This is a genomic window from Pseudomonas paraversuta (assembly GCF_904063065.1).
GTDB classification, from domain to species: domain Bacteria; phylum Pseudomonadota; class Gammaproteobacteria; order Pseudomonadales; family Pseudomonadaceae; genus Aquipseudomonas; species Aquipseudomonas paraversuta.
Genome location: NZ_CAJFCL010000004.1, coordinates 240,974 through 261,342 on the forward strand (window position 1 = coordinate 240,974; position 20,369 = coordinate 261,342).

Genomic DNA, 20,369 nt, shown 5'->3' on the forward strand with positions numbered 1-20,369 from the left:
TCTTGTAGGTTTCCTGGAGTACTGCCTTTGAATGCGACGACCATCAACAGCCTGTTCTTGATCGGCGCGTTGCTGGTAGGTGCAAGCATTCTGGTGAGCTCACTGTCCTCGCGTCTGGGCATCCCGATTCTGGTCATCATCCTTGCGGTGGGCATGACAGCGGGGGTCGATGGCGGCGGGATTATTTTCGACAATTACCCCACTGCGTATCTGGTAGGCAACCTCGCCCTGGCGGTGATCCTGCTCGACGGCGGCCTGCGCACCCGGGTCTCGAGTTTCCGGGTGGCGTTATGGCCCGCACTCTCGCTGGCCACGGTCGGGGTAATGATCACCACCGGCCTGACCGGCATGATGGCGGCCTGGCTGTTCAACCTGAACATGATTCAAGGCCTGTTGATCGGCGCCATTGTCGGCTCCACCGATGCGGCTGCAGTGTTCTCGCTACTGGGCGGCAAAGGCCTGAACGAACGGGTCTCGGCCAGTCTCGAAATCGAGTCCGGCAGCAACGACCCGATGGCGGTGTTCCTCACCGTGACCCTGATCGACATGCTCGCCAGCGGCGAAACCAGCCTGCACTGGAGCCTGCTGCTCAACTTGCTGCGCGAATTCGCCATCGGCGGCGCGGTGGGCCTGGCGGGTGGCTGGCTGCTGCTGCAAATGGTCAACCGCATCCATCTGGCCAACGGCCTGTACCCGATTCTGGTGGTAGCGGGCGGGCTGGTGGTCTTCGCCCTGACCAACGCCCTGCATGGCAGCGGCTTCCTCGCGGTTTACCTGTGCGGCCTGGTGATCGGCAACAGCCCGATTCGCAGCCGCCACGGCATTTTGCACATGCTCGACGGCATGGCCTGGCTGGCCCAGATCGGCATGTTCCTGGTACTGGGTTTGCTGGTCACCCCCCACGACTTGCTGCCCATCGCGGTACCGGCCCTGGCTCTGGCATTGTGGATGATTCTGTTCGCACGCCCGCTGTCGGTGATGGTCGGCCTGCTGCCCTTCAAGGCCTTCCACGGGCGCGAAAAAGCCTTTATCTCCTGGGTTGGCCTGCGCGGCGCGGTACCCATCATTCTGGCGGTGTTCCCGCTGATGGCCGGCTTGCCCAATGCACAGCTGTATTTCAACCTGGCGTTCTTTATCGTACTGGTGTCCCTTCTGGTGCAAGGCACCAGCCTGCCCTGGGTCGCCAAACTGCTGAAGGTCACGGTTCCGCCGGATCTGGCTCCCGTGTCCCGCGCAGCGCTTGAGGTCCACCCCACCAGTGAGTGGGAACTGTTCGTTTACCGGCTCGACGCACAAAACTGGTGCATCGGTGCCGCCCTGCGGGAACTGAAAATGCCGGAGGGCACCCGTATCGCTGCCCTGTTCCGCGATCAGAAACTGCTCCATCCGTCGGGCAGTACCACCCTCGAAATCGGCGATCTGCTCTGTGTGATCGGTCACGAACACAACTTGCCGGCCCTGGGCAAGCTGTTCAGCCTGCCGCCGACCCGAGGCCTGGATCTGCGTTTCTTCGGCGACTTTGTGCTCGAAGGCGACGCCCGGCTGGGTGCGGTGTCGGCGCTGTACGGTCTCAAGCTCGACGGCATCGATCCCGACCTGCCCCTCAGCAGCTTCATTGCCCAGAAAGTCGGCGGCGCTCCGGTGGTCGGCGACCAGGTGGAGTGGAACAACACCATTTGGACAGTGGCCGTCATGGACGGGAACAAGATAGGCAAAGTAGGCGTCAGATTCCCCGAAGGAAGTGCCCCGGGACCGGGGTTGTTCCTCTAAACTCCAACTTTTCGCCCCTTGTCTGACCGGTATCTATGCCAACTCTGCGCACGTTTTTCGCAACAGTCCTGCTCGGCCTGAGCCTTAGTGTCGGGATGCTCCAGGCCGCCGAGCCGCCCTCCGCCGAGGCGGTACAGCAAAGCCTGGACAAAATAGCTGATCGCAAACTGCCAGAGGCCGACCAGAAAGCCTTGCAGACGGTGCTGCAGCAGACCCTCAGTCTGCTGGCCAACAAAGCCGATTACGAACAGCGCCTGAACGATGTCAAAGAACTGCTGGCCAATGCACCGCGCCAAACCACTGAAAACCAGCGGGAACTGGCGCGGCTCAAGGCCACCAAACCCCTGCCGGTAGCCCAGCGCTACAGTGGCCTGAGCGTGCCGCAGCTGGAGCAGATGCTGGCGGACCGCACCACACAACAGGGCGAGCTGCAAAAGGCCCTGGCCAGCGCCAACAGCCAGAGCATCGCGGCGCAAACCCGGCCGGAGCGGGCCCAGGCTGAAATCAGCAACAGCCAGACCCGCATCCAGGAAATCAGTAACATCCTTAAACTCGGTCGCGACAATGGCAAATTGCTCAACGCCGACCAGCGCAACCAGCTAAACGCCGAATCCGCTTCGCTCACCGCATTGATTGCCCTGCGCCGTCAGGAACTGGCGGGCAACAGCCAGCTGCAAGACCTGAGCGGTAGCCAGCATGATCTATTGCTGGAAAAAACCACGCGTCAGGATCAGGAAATCCAGGAGCTGCAAACCCTGATCAACCAGAAACGTCTGGCCTACTCCCAGCAGACCGTGACCGAACAGTCCATCGAAGCGCAAAAATCAGGCAGCAGCAGCCTGCTGGCGACCGAAAGCGCGATCAACCTCAAGCTCTCGGACTACCTGTTACGCAGCACCGACCGTCTCAACGAAGTCACCCAACAGAACCTCGAAACCAAGCAACTGCTCGATAGCGTCACCCAGAGCGATCAGGCGCTGGATGAACAGATCAGCGTGCTCAAAGGCAGCCTGTTGCTGTCCAAGATTCTCTACAAACAAAAGCAGGCCCTGCCCCGCCTGCAGAAAATGGACAAAAACCTGGCGGATGAAATTGCCGATATTCGCCTGTATCAGTTCGAGATCAATCAGCAGCGCGAGATGATCAGCAACCCGACGACCTACGTCGACAACCTGCTGTCGACTCAACCTGCCGATCAGGTAACCCCGCAACTGCGTAAAACCCTGCTGGAGCTGGTCAACACCCGCGGCGACCTGCTGGACCGCCTGAACCGCGAATTGAGCTCGCTGCTCAACGAGTCGATCACCCTGCAACTCAACCAGAAGCAACTGCTCAGCACCTCCCAGAGCCTGCGCGCCACACTCGATGAGCAGATGTTCTGGATCCCCAGCAATAAACCGCTGGACCTGGAATGGCTGCAAGGTGCGCCACGGCAACTGGAGCGGCAGGTCATTACCCTGCCCTGGACTTCAAGCTTCAGCGAAGTCGCCGAGGGTTTGTCCAAGCGCCCGCTGCTGTTCCTGCCATTTTTGCTGCTGATGGTGGCCTTGCTGTGGAAGCGCAGGTACCTGTACGGCAAGCTGAATAAAATCCACCAGGACATCGGTCACTTCAAACGCGACAGTCAATGGCACACGCCACTGGCGATCCTGATCAACATCCTGCTGGCGATGCCGGTCTCCCTGGCGCTGGCCCTGTGCGGTTATGCCCTGCAGATTGATGCCCGGGGAATGAACAGCAACACCGGCGCGGCCCTGATTCAAATGGCCGAAGCCTGGTTGGTGTTCTACACCGCGTACCGCATCCTGGCCCCCGGCGGCGTGGCCGAGCTGCATTTCCGCTGGGAAAAACCGCTGGTTGAATTCCTCCAGAACTGGATCCGCAAGCTCGGCTTTGTGGTGCTGGCACTGGTGGCCGTGGTCGCCTTTGCCGAACAACAACCGGCCGCACTGGCCGAAGACGTGCTGGGCATTCTCGTGGTCCTGAGCTGCTACGCCGCCATGGCCTGGCTGCTGATGCGCCTGTTACTCAACGACAAGACCGAGAAAAAAGCCTATCGGCTGCGCAAATTCCTCGGTTTTCTGTTTGCCATCCTGCCCATCGCCCTGTTTGTGGCCGTGTGCTTTGGCTATTACTACACCGCCCTCAAACTCAGCGACCGCCTGATCAACACCCTGTACCTGCTGATGCTGTGGATGGTGGTCGAGGCCGCCTTCGTTCGCGGTCTGGCCGTGGCGGCGCGACGCCTGGCCTATCAGCGTGCGCTGGCAAAACGCCAGGCCGCCAAGGAAGCCGGCGAAGGCAATGACATCATCATTGAAGAACCGACCCTGGACATCGAACAGGTCAATCAGCAGTCGCTACGCCTGATTCGCCTGGCCTTGCTCGCGGCCTTTATCGGCGTGCTGTATTGGGTGTGGGCCGACCTGATCTCGGTCTTTTCCTACCTCGACAACATCACCCTCTACGAGTACACCAGCGGCACCGGTGCCAACATGAGCATGGTGCCCATCAGTATTGGCGATATGGTCGGTGCGCTGATCATCATCGGCATCAGCATTGCACTGGCGCGCAACCTGCCCGGCCTGCTTGAAGTACTGGTGCTGTCGCGGCTCGATCTGGGCCAGGGTAGCGCCTATGCCACCACCACCTTGCTGACCTACGTGATCATCGGCATCGGCTTTGTGTCGACCCTGTCGACCCTCGGCGTGAGCTGGGACAAGTTGCAATGGCTGGTGGCCGCACTCTCGGTGGGCCTGGGGTTCGGCATGCAGGAAATCTTCGCCAACTTTATCTCCGGCATCATGATCCTGTTCGAGCGCCCGGTGCGCATTGGCGACACCATCACCATCGGCAACCTGTCGGGCACCGTGAGCAAGATTCGCATCCGTGCGACCACCATCACCGACTTCGACCGCAAGGACATCATCGTCCCGAACAAGACCTTCATCACCGGGCAACTGATCAACTGGTCGCTGACCGACACCATCACCCGCGTCACCCTCAAGCTCGGTGTCGACTACGGCTCAGACCTGGATCTGGTGAAACACCTGCTGCTCAAGGCCGCCCAGGAAAACCCGCGAGTGCTCAAAGAGCCGGAGCCTCACGTGTACTTCCTCAATTTCGGCGCCAGCACCCTGGACCACGAACTGCGCATGCACGTGCGGGACCTGGGTGACCGCAACCCGGTAATCGACGAAGTGAACCGCTTTATCAACCGCGAGTTCAAGAACCATCACATCAACATCTCGTTCCAGCAGATGGAGGTGTACCTGAAAAACCTCCAGGGCCAGGAGTACAAACTGGTACCGGTCGGGCCGGAAGCACCGCCCGAGCCGCCACCGCCGCAAAAGCCGCAACTGGGCAAGCTGGACTGATCACTGCCCCCTGCAGGAGCGAGCTTTTCCATATAGCCGCACAGAGCTCGCTCCTACAGACGACACGCCCCCCATTTCTCACTGGAGACGGTCATTGAAAGCCCTCGACGAACTGACCTTCGATAACCGTTTCGCCCGCCTGGGTGACGCCTTTTCGACCCATGTGCTGCCAGAACCCATCGACGCGCCACGCCTGGTAGTTGCCAGCGATGCGGCCATGGCCCTGCTCGACCTTGATCCGGCTGTCGCCCAGGACCCGGTATTCGCCCGGCTGTTTGGCGGCCACACCCTGTGGGCCGACGCCGAACCCCGCGCCATGGTCTATTCCGGCCACCAGTTCGGTTCCTACAACCCGCGCCTGGGTGACGGTCGCGGGCTGCTGCTGGGCGAGGTATACAACCAGGCCGGCGAGCATTGGGACTTGCACCTCAAAGGCGCCGGCATGACACCCTGGTCGCGTATGGGCGATGGCCGCGCCGTGCTGCGTTCATCGATCCGCGAATTCCTCGCCAGCGAAGCGCTGCATGCACTGGGCATCCCGAGCAGCCGTGCCCTGTGCGTGATCGGTTCCGACACCCCGGTGTGGCGCGAGAAACAGGAGCGCGCGGCCATGGTCCTGCGTCTGGCGCAGAGCCACATACGCTTCGGGCATTTCGAGTATTTCTACTACACCAAGCAACCCGAGCAGCAGAAGCAGCTAGGCGAACACGTCCTGGCGCTGCACTTCCCCGAGTGCCTGGAGCAGCCGGAGCCGTATCTGGCGATGTTCCGCGAGATTGTCGAGCGCAACGCCGAACTGATTGCCAAATGGCAGGCCTACGGCTTTTGCCACGGGGTGATGAACACCGACAACATGTCGATTCTGGGCATCACCTTCGACTTCGGCCCGTTCGCCTTCCTCGACGACTTCGATGCCAACTTCATCTGCAACCATTCCGACCATGAAGGGCGTTACTCCTTCAGCAACCAGGTGCCCATCGGCCAATGGAACCTCAGTGCACTGGCCCAGGCGCTGACGCCGTTCATCAGTGTCGAAGCACTGCGAGAAACCCTGGGCCTGTTCCTGCCGCTGTACCAGGCCCATTACACCGACCTGATGCGCCGCCGCCTGGGTCTGACCAGCGCTGAAGAGGGTGATCAAAAACTGATCGAAACCCTGCTGCAGCGCATGCAAGGCAGCGCCATCGACTACAGCTTGTTCTTCCGTCGTCTGGGCGATGAGCCCGCTGCACAGGCCGTAGCCCGGCTGCGTGACGAGTTTGTCGACCTCAAGGGCTTTGACGAGTGGGCGGCGCAGTATGTTGACCGGGTGGCGCGTGACGGCGTGAACGATCAACACGCCCGGCGTGAGCGCATGCACGGGGTGAATCCGCTGTACATCCTGCGCAACTATCTGGCGCAAAAGGCCATCGATGCGGCTGAAGCGGGGGACTACAGCGAAGTACGGCGCCTGCACCAGGTGCTGACCCAACCGTTCACCGAACAACCGGGCATGCAGGGTTATGCCGAACGCCCGCCCGAATGGGGCAAGCATCTGGAGATCAGTTGTTCGTCATGAAATCCATGGGAATGCCCCTGCCCCCGGATTGTGTGCAGATAGATCATGGCCAGTGGCGTGCCAGAACATCATCTGCTGAACTGCACCTTCCAAAGACATGCACATGACCTGTGGCAGCTGGCTTGCCAGCGATTGGTTGGCACCTGCAACCATCCCGATTCCGGAGTATTTGAAATGACAGACCCGCTACTCATCCCCTGCCCCCACTGCAACGGCCTGAACCGCATTCCCGCTGCACGCGTGGGCGAACAGCCAAAGTGCGGACGCTGCAAAAACGAGATTCTGCTCACCCGGCCTTTCGACTTGAAGCAAGCCGACTACAGCAGTCAGATCAAGGGCGATCTGCCGTTATTGGTGGATGTGTGGGCTGAGTGGTGCGGGCCGTGCAAGGCGTTTGCGCCCGTATTTGAACAGGCCGCCAGCCAGTTGCTGGGGAAATGCCGTCTGGCCAAACTCGACAGCGAAGCCAATCAGCAATTGGCCACGCAACTGGGGATTCGCTCGATCCCCAGTCTGATCCTGTACAAAAACGGCCAGGAGGTTGCCCGTCAAAGCGGCGCCTTCCCCTTGCAGCAACTCAAGGCTTGGCTGCAAAGCCACGGCATCAGCGCTTAAGCGTTCTGGTCCAGGTAGTCGTGCAACTCGACAAATTGCTGGGTCAGTTTGTGTCGCGGATCAAAGTAGACCAGCGGTTGACTGGCCTGATGGGATTCGCGCATACGCACTGAGTTGCTCAGGTACACCGGCAGCACGGGCAAGCCTTCAGCAATCAGCTCATCGAGCATTTGCTGGGGCAGGCTGGCACGGGCCTGGAACTGGTTGACCACTATGCCTTCGACCAGCAAGTCTGGATTGTGGTCTTCTTTCAACTCTTCGATTTCCGCCAGCAGGCCGTACAGGGCCTGACGCGAAAAGCTGTCACAGTCGAAAGGGATCAGTACCCGATCGCAGGCGATCAGCGCCGATACGGCATAGAAATTCAAGGCTGGCGGAGTATCGACATAAATCCGGTCATAGTCTTCGGCCAGTTCATCGAGCAACTTTCGCAACTTGTTGATCTTGTGCTTGGCTTCCAGCTTTGGTTGCAGGTCAGCCAGTTCGCAAGTGGCGGTAATGACATGCAAGTTGTCGAACGGGGTTTCGTAAATATCGACCCGGTTTTTCTTGCTGCCCACACCGGCTGACAAACTGTGCTTAAAGAAGTCGGCGATCCCCATGGGGATGTCCTCGCCCGTGAGCCCGGTAAGGTATTGAGTGGAGTTGGCCTGAGCATCCAGGTCCACCAATAGTGTGCGATAGCCCTCACTGGCGCTGACTGCAGCCAGGTTGCAGGCGATGCTGGACTTGCCCACACCACCCTTTTGATTGAACACCACGCGACGCATTTCAAAACCTCCGTGTATCAATAAGTGCCCGAGTGTAGATGTCATTTGTGACGCTTCGCTACCTTGCAGCGAAATGAGCTACGACTCCAGCGAACATATCTCTGTTTTGGAAGTCATAAACACTATCCCTGGCTCAATAATGGCAAAAAGACAGCTTCTCTCCCTAACTGCGGAAAAAACCCTGCCCAAACTGCAAGGGATGTTTGCTACGAGCCAACTGCACCGGGATAATGCTGCCACTCTGTAATAGGTGCCGCATTGATCGCTGCCTACCTTCGCATCAAGGAAGCCCGCAAGGGCGGGATAGACCTCCAGTGATTAATTTCAATATTGCCGCATGGCGCGCCTGGGCTCCGGGCCTCGACAGCGTGGCCGATTGGCAGGCCTGGAGCCAGCAACCCCGCCTGCTCGACGCCAGCAATAGCGCCCCCGACGTCTCGTTTCTACCCGCCATGCAGCGCCGTCGCCTCAGCCGTCTGGCACGCATGGCGTTCAGCGTCGGCTGGCCCCTGGCAGAAGGTCTCGAAGCCTTGCCACTGGTGTTTGTCTCGCGTCACGGCGAAACCCCGCGCACCTTCGACATTCTCAGCGACCTTGGCGCGGGGCAGCCGCTGTCGCCCACTCAGTTTAGCCTCTCGGTGCACAACGCCGTGATTGGCCTGTGGTCGATCATGCGTGGCGAGACCAGCGAAATGACAGCCGTCGCCGCTGCCGGCGACGGCCTGGAACACGGCCTGATCGAAGCCTGCGCACTGCTGCATGAGGGCGCCCCCGCCGTATTGCTGGTGATCACCGAAGAGCAGCCTCCCGAGGCCTATGCCCGCTGGATCGACGATGTACCCTTTCCCTATGCCGTGGGCCTGCTGCTGACGCCGGGCGAACAATGGCAGGTGTCACTCAGCGCCGCCCCTCCCGGCGCCCCTCGAACCCGCTGGCCCCACGCCCTGGAACTGTTGCGTCACCTGCTCGCCGGGCACACCTCGTTCCAACACGCCTGGAAAAGCCGTGTCTGGAACTGGCATCGCACTCCGTGAGCCCGCGCAGCGACGGATATTACTGGCGCCTGTTTGCCACCGCGGTGAGCTTCACGCTGTTCGGGCTCGGCGGCCTGAGCCTGCGCCTGGTGGTATTCCCGCTTCTGAGTTGCCTGCCCGGCGATGCCGTGCGCCACCGGCAACGTGCGCGTTACACCGTCAGCCGACTGTTCTGGCTGTTTATCCGCTTTATGACGCGCACCGGCGTGCTGAGCTATGAAGTCCATGGCGCAGAGCGCCTGGGCCGGCCCGGGCAGATGATCATTGCCAACCATCCGTCGCTTATTGACGTGGTGTTTTTGATCGGCCTTATGCGCGACACCAACTGCGTGGTCAAACAAAGCCTGTGGCAAAACCCGTTCACCCGCAGCCCGGTGCGGGCCACGCAATACATCAGCAATGACGGCAGTGTCGACATGCTCGACAACGCCGCCGGGGCGCTCAAAGAAGGCCAGACCCTGATTATTTTCCCGGAAGGGACGCGCACCCGGCCCGGCCACGCACCTGCCTTTCATCGCGGCGCCGCCGCCATTGCGCTGCGGGGTGCGAAGATCCTCACCCCGGTGGTGATAACGGTCAATCCAACCTCGCTGACCAAGGCTGAACCCTGGTATCGGATCCCCAAGCGACGCATGCACTTCAGCTTTCGGGTCGGGGCCGATATAGATCCACAAACCTTTGCCGCACTTGGCCCGCCGCCCAAAGCGTCGCGCCTGCTAAACGACTTCGTGCATAACTATTTCATTAAGGAGCTCGCCATAGATGAGCGATCTGAACCGTGACATCAAACAGCTGATCATTGACGCCCTGGGTCTGGAAGACATCAGCGTCAGCGATATTGGCGACGAGCAAACCCTGTTTGGCGAAGGCCTGGGGCTGGACTCGGTCGACGCCCTGGAACTGGGCCTGGCGATTCAAAAAACCTACGGCATCAAAATAGACGCCGACGCCAAAGACACGCGCAATCACTTTTCCAACGTGGCCAGCCTTGCGGCTTTTGTCACCGCCAAACAGGCTGCCTGAGACCGAACCATGCAAACCCGTGAAGACATTTTCAATACCCTGCGCGACTCCCTGGTCGAACTCTTTGAACTCGAGCCCGAGCGCGTCACCCTGGACGCCAACCTGTACCAGGACCTGGAAATCGACAGCATCGACGCCGTTGACCTGATCGACCATATCAAGCGCAAAACCGGCAAAAAGATCGCGGCCGAGGAATTCAAATCGGTGCGTACCGTCAACGACGTGGTTGAAGCGGTTTACCGTCTGGTTCACCCGGACGCATGAGGCGACTGATTGCCCCGGCACTGCTGCTGGCCGGCCTGCTGTACCCCTTTGCGGTGTATTTCGGCATGGCCCGTTTCGCCCCGTGGCAGTTTGCGCTGCTGCTCGGCGGCCTGTGGCTGGCACGCGCTCTGACCGGCGGACGACGCCCGGCCGATCTGTGGATGGCCGCTCTGGCACTGGTGTTCTGCGGGTTGCTGGCGCTGTTCAACAGCCCGCTTCTGCTGCGCTGGTACCCGGTACTGATCAGCACGTTCATGCTCAGCCTGTTCGGCCTGAGCCTGAAGTTCGGCCCGCCGGTGATCGAGCGTCTGGCGCGACTGCGCGAACCGGAACTGCCCGCCATCGCAATTCATTACACACGACAGGTGACCAAAGTCTGGTGCCTGTTTTTTCTGTTCAACGGGTTAGTCGCAGCCGGCCTGACCCTGTGGGCACCGCTGAGCTGGTGGACGTTGTACAACGGCCTGATCGCCTACGGGTTGATGGGCCTGTTGTTTGCCATTGAATGGCTGGTACGACAAAAAGTAAGAGGCAGGGCATGAACTGGATAAAACTTGAGCAGCTATTGCTCAAGGGGCACAGCGGCCGAGCGGTCAGTTTCGACCCGGCACTGGATCACGACACCCTGCGCGGGCAGGCATTGAGCCTGGCGGGCGGGCTGCAACAGCGCGGCGTGCAACGTATTGCGCTGCACCTGGAAGATGCCGCCGAGCTGGCGGTCGCCCTGCTCGGTGCCTGGCGGGCCGGCGTCAGCGTACTGCTGCCCGCCGACCTGCAAGCGCAAACCCGGCAACGCTGGGACCCGCAGGTTGACCTGTGGATAACCCAAAGCAGCGAACTGCAGGCCCTTTATGCAAACCCCCTGCCCGGCGCCGGGCTCGATCTCGATGCCTGCCGGCTGAGCCTGTGTACTTCGGGCTCCAGCGGTGAACCCAAGCGCATCGACAAAACCCTGCGCCAGATGGCCAATGAAGTTGAGGCCCTGGAGCAACTGTGGGGCAACGAGCTGGGCGAGGCCTGCATCATCGCCAGCGTCGCTGCCCAGCATATCTATGGCCTGTTGTTCCGGGTGCTCTGGCCGCTGTGTGCCGGCCGCAGCTTTGTGCGCCAGCAACTGGCGTTCCCCGAAGACATGCAGCGCGTCAGCCGCGAGCACCCGGCATTTGCCTGGATTGCCAGCCCTGCGCTGCTCAAGCGCATGGGCGACAACCTCGACTGGCCGGCGCTGAGCCCGGTGCGCCGGGTATTTTCCTCTGGCGGTGCCTTGCCGGCCGAAGCCGCCCAAGCCTTGCACCAGCGCCTGGGCCAATGGCCTACGGAAATTTTCGGCAGCTCCGAAACCGGCGGCATTGCCTGGCGTCAGGGCCCGGGCCTGTGGCAACCCTTTGCCGATGTACAACTCAGCCAGGGCGAAGACGGGGCCCTGTGCATTGCCTCGGCTTACTTGCCCCCAGGCCATGTCGAACATAGCGCCGATGCGGTACGCATCGAAGCCGACGGGCGCTTTGAATTGCTCGCACGCCTGGACCGCATCGTCAAACTCGAAGAAAAACGCATCTCCCTGCCAATGCTGGAACAGGCACTGGAGGCACACGACTGGGTGCTTGAAGCTCGGTTGGGTGTAGTGCGGGAAAACCGGGCGTCACTCGGCGCCTTGCTGGTCCTGAGCGACAGCGGCCTGTTTGCCTTGCGTGAACATGGCCGGCGCACGCTGACCCAGACCCTGCGCCAGCACCTGAGCCAGCACTGCGAAGCCCTGGCCTTGCCGCGCCGCTGGCGCTTGCTGCGCCAGTTGCCGCTCACCAGCCAGGGTAAACTGGCCCAGGCGCAGGTCGATGCACTGTTATTGGCACCACGGCCCAAACAGCCTGAAGTCCTGAGTCAGAACCAGCTCGATGGTGTTTGGACCCTGAGACTGGCGGTGCCCCCGGACCTGGCATTCTTTAGCGGTCACTTCCCCACAACCCCGGTGCTGCCGGGCGTGGTGCAAATAGACTGGGCCATCAGTCTGGGCCAGCAACTGCTCGACCTGCCACCGCGATTTGGCGGGATGGAAGTCCTCAAGTTCCAGCAACTGGTGCGCCCCGGCGACGAGATTGAGCTGACCCTGGGTTTCGACCCGCAGCGCAGTAAATTGCACTTTGCCTATCGCCATGGCGACGCCGCCTGCTCCAGCGGGCGCATTGTCTGGGCCGCCAATGACAACCTCGGTGGGAGCAGCGACATCAAGGAGCCGCCCCATGCATAACCCCTGCGCCGTGATCCCGGTTTACAACCACGAAACTGCCGTGCCTGACGTGGTCCAAGCGCTGCTCGCTGCCGGCTTGCCCTGCGTACTGGTGGACGATGCCAGCAGCCCCGCGTGCGGTGCTGTCCTGGAACAACTGGCGCAAGGCCCGGGCATCCATCTGATCCGCCTGGCGATCAACCAGGGCAAGGGCGGCGCAGTCATGGCCGGCCTGCGCGAAGCCGAGCGCCTGGGCTTTAGCCACGCCCTGCAGGTGGACGCCGATGGCCAGCACGACCTGCGTGATGTGGCGACCTTTATCCAGGTCTCGCAACTCAATCCCGAAGCGCTGATTTGCGGGTATCCGCAATATGACGCCAGCGTGCCCAAAGGCCGTTTGTACGCGCGTTACCTGACCCATGTCTGGGTGTGGATCAACAGCCTGTCGCTGCAAATTCCCGACTCGATGTGCGGTTTCCGGGTCTACCCGCTGACCCCGACCCTAGCCCTGATCAACTCGGCCAGACTGGGCAGGCGCATGGACTTCGACCCAGAAATCCTGGTGCGTCTGGCGTGGCGCAATCAACCGATGCGCTGGCTGCCGACCAAGGTCCATTACCCGCAAGACGGCCTGTCGCACTTTCGCCTGTTCCATGACAACGCATTGATCAGCGCCATGCACACCCGGCTGTTCTTCGGCATGCTCCTGCGTTTTCCGGTCATTCTCTGGAGGCGCTGGCAGGCATGAGCGAAGCACAACAGCATTGGGCCGAGCACAAGGAGCGCGGCAGTTTCTGGCTGATGAAACTCACCGCCTTCGGCATCAAATTGCTCGGCCGCCGCCTGCTGGCCCCGGTGCTGTACGGCATCGTGCTGTACTTCTTTGTCTTCGGCCGCAGCGCCCGCCGCAGCATCTGGTGCTACCAGCAGCGGCTGGCCGACTGGAGCGGCCAGACCGCCCCGGGCCCTTCCCACAGGCGGGTATTCGGGCAATTCATGGCCTTCGCCGACGCCCTGCTGGACAAGCTCGACATGTGGAATGGCCGCCTGAAGATTGCCGACATCGAAATCGTCGACCCGGCCGGCCTGCGCGATCAACTGCGCGGCGAACGCGGGCAAATGCTGGTGGGGGCGCATCTGGGCAACCTTGAGGTCTGCCGCGCGCTCGCCGAGCTGGGCGAAAAGGTCACCATGAACGTGCTGGTGCACACCAAGCACGCCGAGCAATTCAACCGCCTGCTGGGGGAAGCCGGGGCCACCAACCTGCGACTGATCCAGGTCAGCGAACTCAACCCGGCGGTCATGCTGCAACTGAGTCAGCGTCTGGAAAACGGCGAGTGGCTGGCGATCGCCGGTGACCGCGTACCGCTGCATGGCGGGCGCAATGTGCGGGTCGATTTTCTGGGCCACCCGGCGCCCTTCCCCCAGGGCCCATGGCTACTGGCCGGACTGCTCAAGTGCCCGGTCAATTTACTGTTTTGCCTGAAACGCGAAGGCCGTTACCGGGTCATCCTCGAACCCTTCGCCGACGCCGTGCAGTGGCGGCGCAGCGACCGCGAGCAGGTCATCGCCGACTGGACGACACGCTACGCCGAACGCCTGGGCCATTACTGCCTGGAAGCGCCACAACAGTGGTTCAACTTTTACCCTTTCTGGAAAACCGATGACGACGCAACCCCATGAGCCAGTAACCTTCGGCCAAACCCCGTTGCGCATTGAAGACGTGCTGGCGCTGGCCAATCGTCAGGTGCCGACCCGCCTGCAAGACGACGCCGAGTATCGCGAGCGCATCGCCAAAGGCGCGCGTTTTCTCGATTCGTTGCTGGACAAGGAAGGCGTGATCTACGGCGTGACCACCGGTTACGGCGACTCATGCGTGGTGGCGGTGCCGCTGGAGCATGTCGAAGCGCTGCCCCGTCACCTCTATACCTTCCATGGCTGCGGGCTGGGCAAACTGCTCGATGCCCAGGCCACCCGCGCCGTGCTGGCGGCGCGTCTGCAGTCGCTGTGCCATGGCGTCTCCGGGGTACGGATCGAGCTGCTGGAGCGGCTGCAGGCTTTCATCGCCCACGACATCCTGCCGCTGATCCCGGAAGAGGGCTCGGTCGGCGCCAGCGGTGATCTGACCCCGCTGTCCTACGTCGCCGCGACCCTGTCCGGCGAGCGCGAAGTGCTGTTCAACGGTGAACGCCGCCTGGCCGCTGACGTCCACCGCGAACTGGGCTGGACCCCGCTGGTACTGCGACCCAAGGAAGCGCTGGCGCTGATGAACGGCACCGCGGTGATGACCGGCCTGGCGTGCCTGGCCTATGCCCGCGCCGATTACCTGCTCAAACTGGCGACCCGCATCACCGCTCTCAACGTGGTCGCGCTGCAGGGCAACCCCGAGCATTTCGACGAACGCCTGTTCGCTGCCAAGCCGCATCCGGGGCAAATGCAGGTCGCCGCATGGATTCGCCAGGACCTGGCCATCGACGCCCCGACCGCGCCCTTGCATCGCCTGCAAGACCGCTACTCGCTGCGTTGTGCGCCCCACGTCCTGGGGGTGCTGGCCGACAGCCTGAACTGGCTGCGCGGGTTTATCGAGATCGAACTCAACAGTGCCAACGACAACCCCATCATCGACGCCGAAGAAGAGCGCGTGCTCCACGGCGGTCACTTCTACGGCGGCCATATCGCCTTCGCCATGGACAGCCTCAAGACCCTGGTCGCCAACGTCGCCGACCTGCTGGACCGCCAGCTCGCGCTGCTGGTGGACGTTCGCTACAACCACGGCCTGCCGAGTAACCTGTCGGGTGCGACAGCGCAACGGGCGATGCTCAACCATGGTTTCAAGGCCGTACAGATCGGCACCAGCGCCTGGACCGCCGAGGCCTTGAAAAACACCATGCCGGCCAGCGTGTTCTCACGCTCCACCGAGTGCCACAACCAGGACAAAGTGAGCATGGGCACCATCGCCGCCCGCGATGCGATCCGCGTGCTGGAGCTGACCGAACAAGTGGCCGCCGCAACCTTGCTCGCCGCCAATCAGGGCGTGTGGCTGCGCAGTCGTGCCGAAGATGCCCGCCCGCTGCCGCCTGCGCTGGCCGCGATGCACACCGAACTGAGCAAAGACTTCCCGCCCGTGGTTGAAGACCGCGCCCTCGAAGCCGAACTGCGCCTGTGCCTGGCCCGGATCGCCCAACAACACTGGAGGCTGCATGCGTAGCAAAGGCGTTCTGCACGTTGACACTGAAATTCTGGTGCCGTTTTTCGACATCGATACCATGCACGTGGTGTGGCACGGGCATTACGTCAAATACCTGGAAGTGGCGCGCTGCGCGCTGCTGGACCACATCGGCCACAACTACACCCACATGCTCAACGCGGGCTACGCCTGGCCGGTGATCGACATGCAGCTGCGTTATGTGCGCGGCGCCACCTTTGGCCAGCGGATCAATGTACGCGCCAGCCTGGTGGAGTGGGAGAACCGCTTGAAGATCAACTATCTGATCAGCGACCTGGCCAGCGGCGAACGCCTGACCCGGGCCAGCACCGTGCAAGTGGCGGTGGAAATTGCCAGCCGCGAAATGCAACTGGCGTCGCCCGCCTGCTTTACCGAAGCCGTCGCCAGGGTGCTGCCATGAGCCCGAAATCCTGTAGCAGCGAGCTGGCTCGCGAGATGTCTGGCCGCTTTAAAAAGCTCGCTGCTACAGGGTTTGTGCTGATGTTTTTATGTTCATCAGCCCAGGCCTTCGACCTGCAACAACTCAGCACACAGCTGGCCAGGCCACAGGTTATCCACGGCGATTTCATCCAGGAAAAACACCTGCGCGCCCTGCCCAAACCACTGATCAGCACCGGTACTTTTGTACTGGCCAAGGACCACGGCCTGCTCTGGCAACTCAAGACCCCGTTGCAACAGGACTACCGCATCACCGCCCAGGGCATAGCCCGGCGCAACGCTTCTGAATGGCAAATGCTCCCCGGCAAGAGCGCCGGAGCCGAGCAGAACCGGCTGTTCCTCGCCGTCCTGCAGGGCGACAGCAGCGGCCTGCAGCGCGACTTCGAGCTGCAACTGCAAGGCGAAGCCAGCCACTGGCAACTGACCCTGACCCCGCGTTCAGTGCTGCTCAAACAGATCTTCACCCGGATCAATATCGACGGCGGCGAACTGGTGCAACGCATCGAGCTGCAAGAAACCCAGGGCGACAGCACCTTGCTCAAGCTGCAAAACAGCGTCAGCAATCAACCCTTGAGCGATGCGGAGCAGCACGACTTTGCCCAGTGAACGCTGGTTGCCCCGTGGCTTTCTGATCCTGCTGCTGGCCGTGCTCGCACTGGCCGCCTGGCAATGGCGTCACGGCGCTCCGCTGTCGGCCAACCTGATGGAACTGGTGCCCGGTGAATCGCCGGACGCCCTGGAACTGAGCGCCGAACAGCGCATGCAAGAACCGCTGAACCGCGAGATGCTGGTACTGGTGGGCAGCGCCGATCGCCAGCAGGCAATCGCCACTGCCCGGCAACTGGGCGAAGTCTGGCAAGCCAGCGGCCTGTTCGAGAAGGTGCAGTGGAACCTGCAAGCCGACCTGCCGGCCCTGCGCCAACAACTGCTGCGCGGACGTCTGGCGATGCTGGCCGAAGCTGATCGTACGCAACTGATCCAGCATCCCGATGCGTTCATCCAGCAGCGGGTGCAGTCGCTGTTCGACCCCTTTACCGGGTTCAGTCTGGTGCCGAGCCAGGACGACTGGCTGGGCCTGACCGGACGCATTCAGAACAGTCAGCCGGCCCGTGGCAGCGTGCAGCTGGATATTGGTAGCGGAGCCCTGATCGCCGATGCCGACGGCAAAAGCTGGGTGCTGCTGCGGGCGCGCACCCTGGGCAATGCCTTTGACATGCAGCTGCCGCTGCAAGTGGCCGGGCTGCTCGAACAAAGCCGCCAGCAAGCGGCCAGCCACGATGTGCAATTGCTGGCCGCCAGCGGCCTGCTGTATGCGGCCAGCGGGCAACAGCAAGCGAGCCGCGAAATCACCTGGGTCGGCGGCGGTGCCACCCTGGGCATCCTTCTGCTGTTGCTGTTGGCCTTTCGCCGCTGGCGAGTATTGCTGGCCTTTGTCCCGGTGTTGGTGGGCATGCTGTTTGGCGCCGTGGCCTGCGTCGCCTGGTTTGGCAGCATGCACGTAATGACACTGGTGCTGGGCTCCAGCCTGATCGGGGTGGCAGTGGATTACCCGCTGCACTACCTGTCCAAAAGCTGGAGCCTGAAACCCTGGCGCAGCTGGCCCGCCTTGCGCCTGACCTTGCCCGGGTTGAGCCTGAGCCTGGCCACCAGCTGCATCGGTTATCTGGCCCTGGCCTTTACCCCGTTCCCGGCCCTCACCCAAATCGCCATTTTCTCCGCCGCCGGCCTGGTCGGGGCTTATCTGAGCGCCGTGTGCTTGCTGCCCGCCTTGCTCAAGGGTGTCGAACTGCGCCCGGCGCAATGGCCGCTGAGCATTGCGCAAACCCTGCTGGATATCCGTGAAGCCTTGCTCAGAAAGATTCCCACCCCGGCATTGCTGGCCCTGTTGCTGGCGTTTTGCGCCGCCGGGTTGTGGCAACTGACCAGCAAGAACGACATCCGCCAATGGGTCGGCGCACCGCCGCAGTTAATGGCCGAAGCCCAGGCCATTGCGCGAATCACCGGCTACCAGCCCACCAGTCAGTTTTTTCTGGTGCGCGCCGACAATCAACAGCAGTTGCTGGAGCGCCAGGCCGCCCTCAGTGAGCGCCTCGATCAGTTGGTCAACATGGGCAAACTGCAGGGCTATCTGGCGCTCAACCAACTGGTCAACCAGCCTGGCGCGCAACAGCAACTGCGGGCCGCCCTGGATCAACTGCCACACCACTGGCAGCCGCTGCTGGAACTCGGCGTCAGCGAGGCTGCCCTGCAAAATGAGCTGGCCCAACTCCAGGCCTTGCCCGAGCAGCAGATTGACGATGCCTTGAGCGGGCCGCTGGCCGAACCGTGGCGCCCGCTGTGGCTGGGTAACAACCCCGAGGGCGTGGCCGCGATGGTCAGCCTGCAAGGGTTGAACAATGCCAGTCTGCTGCGGGTGCAGGCGCAGGACCTGCCCGGTGTGCAACTGGTGGACCGGCTGGGGGATTTGAACCGGGTGTTCGCCGCCACCCAAATCAGCGCCGCCGAATTGAAGCTGCTGTCCTGCGTCCTGATCGTGCTGCTGTTGATCGCGCCATTCGGTTTTCGCGGCGCGCTGCGCATCGTCGCCCTGCCGTTGCTGGCCGCGCTGTGCAGCCTGGCCAGCCTTGGCTGGCTGGGTCAGCCGCTGACCCTGTTCAGCCTGTTCGGTTTATTGCTGGTGACGGCCATCAGCGTCGATTACGCCATTCTGATGCGCGAGCAGATTGGTGGCGCTGCGGTCAGTTTGCTTGGCACCTTGCTGGCGGCACTGACTACCTGGCTGTCATTCGGCCTGCTGGCCGTATCCAGCACCCCGGCGGTGAGCAACTTCGGGCTGTCGGTGAGCCTGGGGCTGGCGTTCAGCTTCATCCTCGCGCCATGGGCCGGGAAGCAGGAGCACAAGCCATGCTGACCCTGCTGTTCTGGCTGATGGCCCTGGCCCTGTTTGCCGGGGCCACCCGGCTGGGCCGCCACTTCGGGGTGATCCCGATTGTCAGCCAGTTATTGTTGGCGTCCATCGGTTTGCCGCTGCTGATGCTGCTGTGGGTCGAACCCCACTGGCAGCTAAGCGGCGCGCAGCTGGTCACGCCAGGGTGGCTGAAAACCCTGTACAGCCTGAGTTTCGCCCTGTTGCTGGGGCATATCCTGAGTGATGTGATTGACCTGCGCATCGACCGCCAGAGCCTGAAAATCGCCCTGCCCAGTTTTGCCATTCCCTTTGTCTGCGGGCTGGCCTGCGCGGTGTGGCTGCTGCCCGCACAACCCTGGCTGAGCTCGCTGGCGGTGGGCCTGGTGTTTGCGATCACCGCCATCCCGGTGCTGTATCTGTATCTGCGCCATATCGACTACCCGCCCGCCGCTGCCCGCCGCCTGGTACAAAGCGCGATCCTGATCGACCTGACCTGCTGGAGCCTGTTCGGCCTGGCCCAGGGCAGCCTCAACCTCAGCAGCCTGCTCCTGCCGCTGGCGGGCGCCCTGCTGCCGTTGTTGCTGCGCGGACTGCGGATTCGCCAACCCCTGTGTTACAGCCTGGGTTTTCTCGCCCTGCTGGTGGTAGCCGAGCATTACCGGCTCAATGCGCTGGTTTTCGGCGTCGGTTACCTGTTGTGCATGGCGTGGCTCAAAGTCCCGCTGGTGATGCCGTTGAAAGCCGCCTGGCTGGAAAGCCTGCAAACCCGCCTGGCGGTGCCGTTGATCCTCACCTTCGGCATTGTGCAGATCAACCTGCACAGCGCCCTGAACAGCATCAGCGCCTTGCAGATAGCGGCACTGTTGCTGCTGCCGATGGCCAGCAAGCTGCTGGGCAACTGGCTGGGTTTGAGCTGGGCCACGCCTTCGTTTACCGGCGCCAGCAAGTGGCGTGAAAGCCTGCTGCTGAATATTCGCGGCTTGAGTGAAATCGTCTTTCTCAACCTGCTGCTGCAACAACAGCTCATCAGCCCCGCACTGTACTTCGCGCTGATGCTGATGGGCCTGATCGCCACGCTGTTACCGGCGCTGGCGGGCATCAACAAAACCCCTGTGAAGTCTGCCGTCCCCCCCGGCAAGGAGCCCGTGTGTCAGTAATA

At 62.0% G+C, this 20,369-nt stretch carries 18 protein-coding genes; 17 read left to right on the top strand and 1 reads right to left on the bottom strand.

Translation table 11 applies throughout. From position 1 onward, the window contains the following. Positions 1-27 precede the first annotated feature (27 nt). The 4 genes from JQ845_RS09965 (at position 28) to trxC (ending at position 7,320) form a co-directional block, all read left to right on the top strand. A complete protein-coding gene (locus tag JQ845_RS09965; protein ID WP_003438877.1) occupies positions 28-1,770 on the top strand; it encodes a potassium/proton antiporter in 1,743 nt (580 codons plus the stop codon). 35 nt (positions 1,771-1,805) lie between these two features. Then, on the top strand, positions 1,806-5,147 hold the full coding sequence (gene mscK / locus JQ845_RS09970) for a mechanosensitive channel MscK (protein ID WP_203008939.1): 3,342 nt from the start codon (positions 1,806-1,808) through the stop codon (positions 5,145-5,147). 94 nt (positions 5,148-5,241) lie between these two features. Continuing rightward, positions 5,242-6,705, top strand: coding sequence for a protein adenylyltransferase SelO (gene selO / locus JQ845_RS09975; protein ID WP_010656272.1), 1,464 nt, complete (start codon positions 5,242-5,244; stop codon positions 6,703-6,705). A 174-nt stretch (positions 6,706-6,879) separates the two neighbouring features. Next, on the top strand, positions 6,880-7,320 hold the full coding sequence (gene trxC / locus JQ845_RS09980) for a thioredoxin TrxC (protein ID WP_003438874.1): 441 nt from the start codon (positions 6,880-6,882) through the stop codon (positions 7,318-7,320). Here the strand turns inward: trxC and JQ845_RS09985 are convergent. Next, positions 7,317-8,090, bottom strand: coding sequence for a ParA family protein (locus JQ845_RS09985; RefSeq protein WP_003438872.1), 774 nt, complete (start codon positions 8,088-8,090; stop codon positions 7,317-7,319). The genes trxC and JQ845_RS09985 overlap by 4 nt on opposite strands. Before the next feature lie 314 nt (positions 8,091-8,404). Here JQ845_RS09985 and JQ845_RS09990 point away from each other — a divergent pair, with 314 nt between their 5' ends. Genes JQ845_RS09990 through JQ845_RS10050 form a run of 13 tightly spaced genes read left to right on the top strand, consistent with a single transcriptional unit; the run spans position 8,405 to position 20,367 of the window. Beyond that, positions 8,405-9,124, top strand: coding sequence for a beta-ketoacyl synthase chain length factor (locus tag JQ845_RS09990; RefSeq protein ID WP_202211095.1), 720 nt, complete (start codon positions 8,405-8,407; stop codon positions 9,122-9,124). Continuing rightward, positions 9,100-9,906 carry a lysophospholipid acyltransferase family protein gene (locus JQ845_RS09995; protein WP_202211325.1) on the top strand — a complete coding sequence of 269 codons (807 nt, stop codon included), beginning with the start codon at positions 9,100-9,102 and terminating at the stop codon, positions 9,904-9,906. The genes JQ845_RS09990 and JQ845_RS09995 overlap by 25 nt, the downstream gene beginning before the upstream one ends. Further along, a complete protein-coding gene (locus JQ845_RS10000; RefSeq protein ID WP_003438866.1) occupies positions 9,887-10,147 on the top strand; it encodes a phosphopantetheine-binding protein in 261 nt (86 codons plus the stop codon). The genes JQ845_RS09995 and JQ845_RS10000 overlap by 20 nt, the downstream gene beginning before the upstream one ends. Positions 10,148-10,156: 9 nt before the next feature. Further along, the gene (locus JQ845_RS10005) at positions 10,157-10,411 is read left to right on the top strand and encodes an acyl carrier protein (protein WP_161719299.1); all 255 of its coding nucleotides are present in this window, start codon (positions 10,157-10,159) and stop codon (positions 10,409-10,411) included. Further along, the gene (locus JQ845_RS10010) at positions 10,408-10,953 is read left to right on the top strand and encodes a COG4648 family protein (protein ID WP_202211097.1); all 546 of its coding nucleotides are present in this window, start codon (positions 10,408-10,410) and stop codon (positions 10,951-10,953) included. Before JQ845_RS10005 ends, JQ845_RS10010 begins: the two co-directional genes overlap by 4 nt. Continuing rightward, entirely contained in the window at positions 10,950-12,659 is a 1,710-nt protein-coding gene (locus tag JQ845_RS10015; RefSeq protein ID WP_203008940.1) for an AMP-binding protein, read from the top strand. Before JQ845_RS10010 ends, JQ845_RS10015 begins: the two co-directional genes overlap by 4 nt. Beyond that, a complete protein-coding gene (locus JQ845_RS10020) occupies positions 12,652-13,386 on the top strand; it encodes a glycosyltransferase family 2 protein (RefSeq protein ID WP_203008941.1) in 735 nt (244 codons plus the stop codon). Before JQ845_RS10015 ends, JQ845_RS10020 begins: the two co-directional genes overlap by 8 nt. Beyond that, the gene (locus JQ845_RS10025) at positions 13,383-14,321 is read left to right on the top strand and encodes an LpxL/LpxP family acyltransferase (RefSeq protein ID WP_003438853.1); all 939 of its coding nucleotides are present in this window, start codon (positions 13,383-13,385) and stop codon (positions 14,319-14,321) included. The genes JQ845_RS10020 and JQ845_RS10025 overlap by 4 nt, the downstream gene beginning before the upstream one ends. Further along, positions 14,302-15,846 (top strand): HAL/PAL/TAL family ammonia-lyase, encoded by a 1,545-nt coding sequence (locus JQ845_RS10030; protein WP_010656277.1) that lies wholly within the window; start codon positions 14,302-14,304, stop codon positions 15,844-15,846. The genes JQ845_RS10025 and JQ845_RS10030 overlap by 20 nt, the downstream gene beginning before the upstream one ends. Continuing rightward, positions 15,839-16,264 (top strand): acyl-CoA thioesterase, encoded by a 426-nt coding sequence (locus JQ845_RS10035; protein WP_203008942.1) that lies wholly within the window; start codon positions 15,839-15,841, stop codon positions 16,262-16,264. Before JQ845_RS10030 ends, JQ845_RS10035 begins: the two co-directional genes overlap by 8 nt. Then, positions 16,261-16,908 (top strand): outer membrane lipoprotein carrier protein LolA, encoded by a 648-nt coding sequence (locus JQ845_RS10040; RefSeq protein ID WP_161719293.1) that lies wholly within the window; start codon positions 16,261-16,263, stop codon positions 16,906-16,908. Before JQ845_RS10035 ends, JQ845_RS10040 begins: the two co-directional genes overlap by 4 nt. Continuing rightward, on the top strand, positions 16,898-19,213 hold the full coding sequence (locus tag JQ845_RS10045; RefSeq protein ID WP_203008943.1) for an MMPL family transporter: 2,316 nt from the start codon (positions 16,898-16,900) through the stop codon (positions 19,211-19,213). Before JQ845_RS10040 ends, JQ845_RS10045 begins: the two co-directional genes overlap by 11 nt. Then, entirely contained in the window at positions 19,207-20,367 is a 1,161-nt protein-coding gene (locus JQ845_RS10050) for a sodium:proton antiporter (RefSeq protein ID WP_127195716.1), read from the top strand. The genes JQ845_RS10045 and JQ845_RS10050 overlap by 7 nt, the downstream gene beginning before the upstream one ends. Positions 20,368-20,369: the final 2 nt, after the last annotated feature.

What these genes read in the sequence shown, in the direction of transcription:
- JQ845_RS10010 (WP_202211097.1), top strand. Translation starts at nt 10,408, where the DNA reads ATGAGGCGACTGATTGCCCCGGCACTGCTGCTGGCCGGCCTGCTGTAC.
- JQ845_RS10030 (WP_010656277.1), top strand. Translation starts at nt 14,302, where the DNA reads ATGACGACGCAACCCCATGAGCCAGTAACCTTCGGCCAAACCCCGTTG.
- JQ845_RS09985 (WP_003438872.1), bottom strand. Translation starts at nt 8,090, where the DNA reads ATGCGTCGCGTGGTGTTCAATCAAAAGGGTGGTGTGGGCAAGTCCAGC.
- JQ845_RS10015 (WP_203008940.1), top strand. Translation starts at nt 10,950, where the DNA reads ATGAACTGGATAAAACTTGAGCAGCTATTGCTCAAGGGGCACAGCGGC.
- JQ845_RS10005 (WP_161719299.1), top strand. Translation starts at nt 10,157, where the DNA reads ATGCAAACCCGTGAAGACATTTTCAATACCCTGCGCGACTCCCTGGTC.
- JQ845_RS10025 (WP_003438853.1), top strand. Translation starts at nt 13,383, where the DNA reads ATGAGCGAAGCACAACAGCATTGGGCCGAGCACAAGGAGCGCGGCAGT.
- JQ845_RS10020 (WP_203008941.1), top strand. Translation starts at nt 12,652, where the DNA reads ATGCATAACCCCTGCGCCGTGATCCCGGTTTACAACCACGAAACTGCC.
- JQ845_RS10000 (WP_003438866.1), top strand. Translation starts at nt 9,887, where the DNA reads ATGAGCGATCTGAACCGTGACATCAAACAGCTGATCATTGACGCCCTG.
- JQ845_RS10040 (WP_161719293.1), top strand. Translation starts at nt 16,261, where the DNA reads ATGAGCCCGAAATCCTGTAGCAGCGAGCTGGCTCGCGAGATGTCTGGC.
- JQ845_RS10050 (WP_127195716.1), top strand. Translation starts at nt 19,207, where the DNA reads ATGCTGACCCTGCTGTTCTGGCTGATGGCCCTGGCCCTGTTTGCCGGG.
- mscK (WP_203008939.1), top strand. Translation starts at nt 1,806, where the DNA reads ATGCCAACTCTGCGCACGTTTTTCGCAACAGTCCTGCTCGGCCTGAGC.
- trxC (WP_003438874.1), top strand. Translation starts at nt 6,880, where the DNA reads ATGACAGACCCGCTACTCATCCCCTGCCCCCACTGCAACGGCCTGAAC.
- JQ845_RS10035 (WP_203008942.1), top strand. Translation starts at nt 15,839, where the DNA reads ATGCGTAGCAAAGGCGTTCTGCACGTTGACACTGAAATTCTGGTGCCG.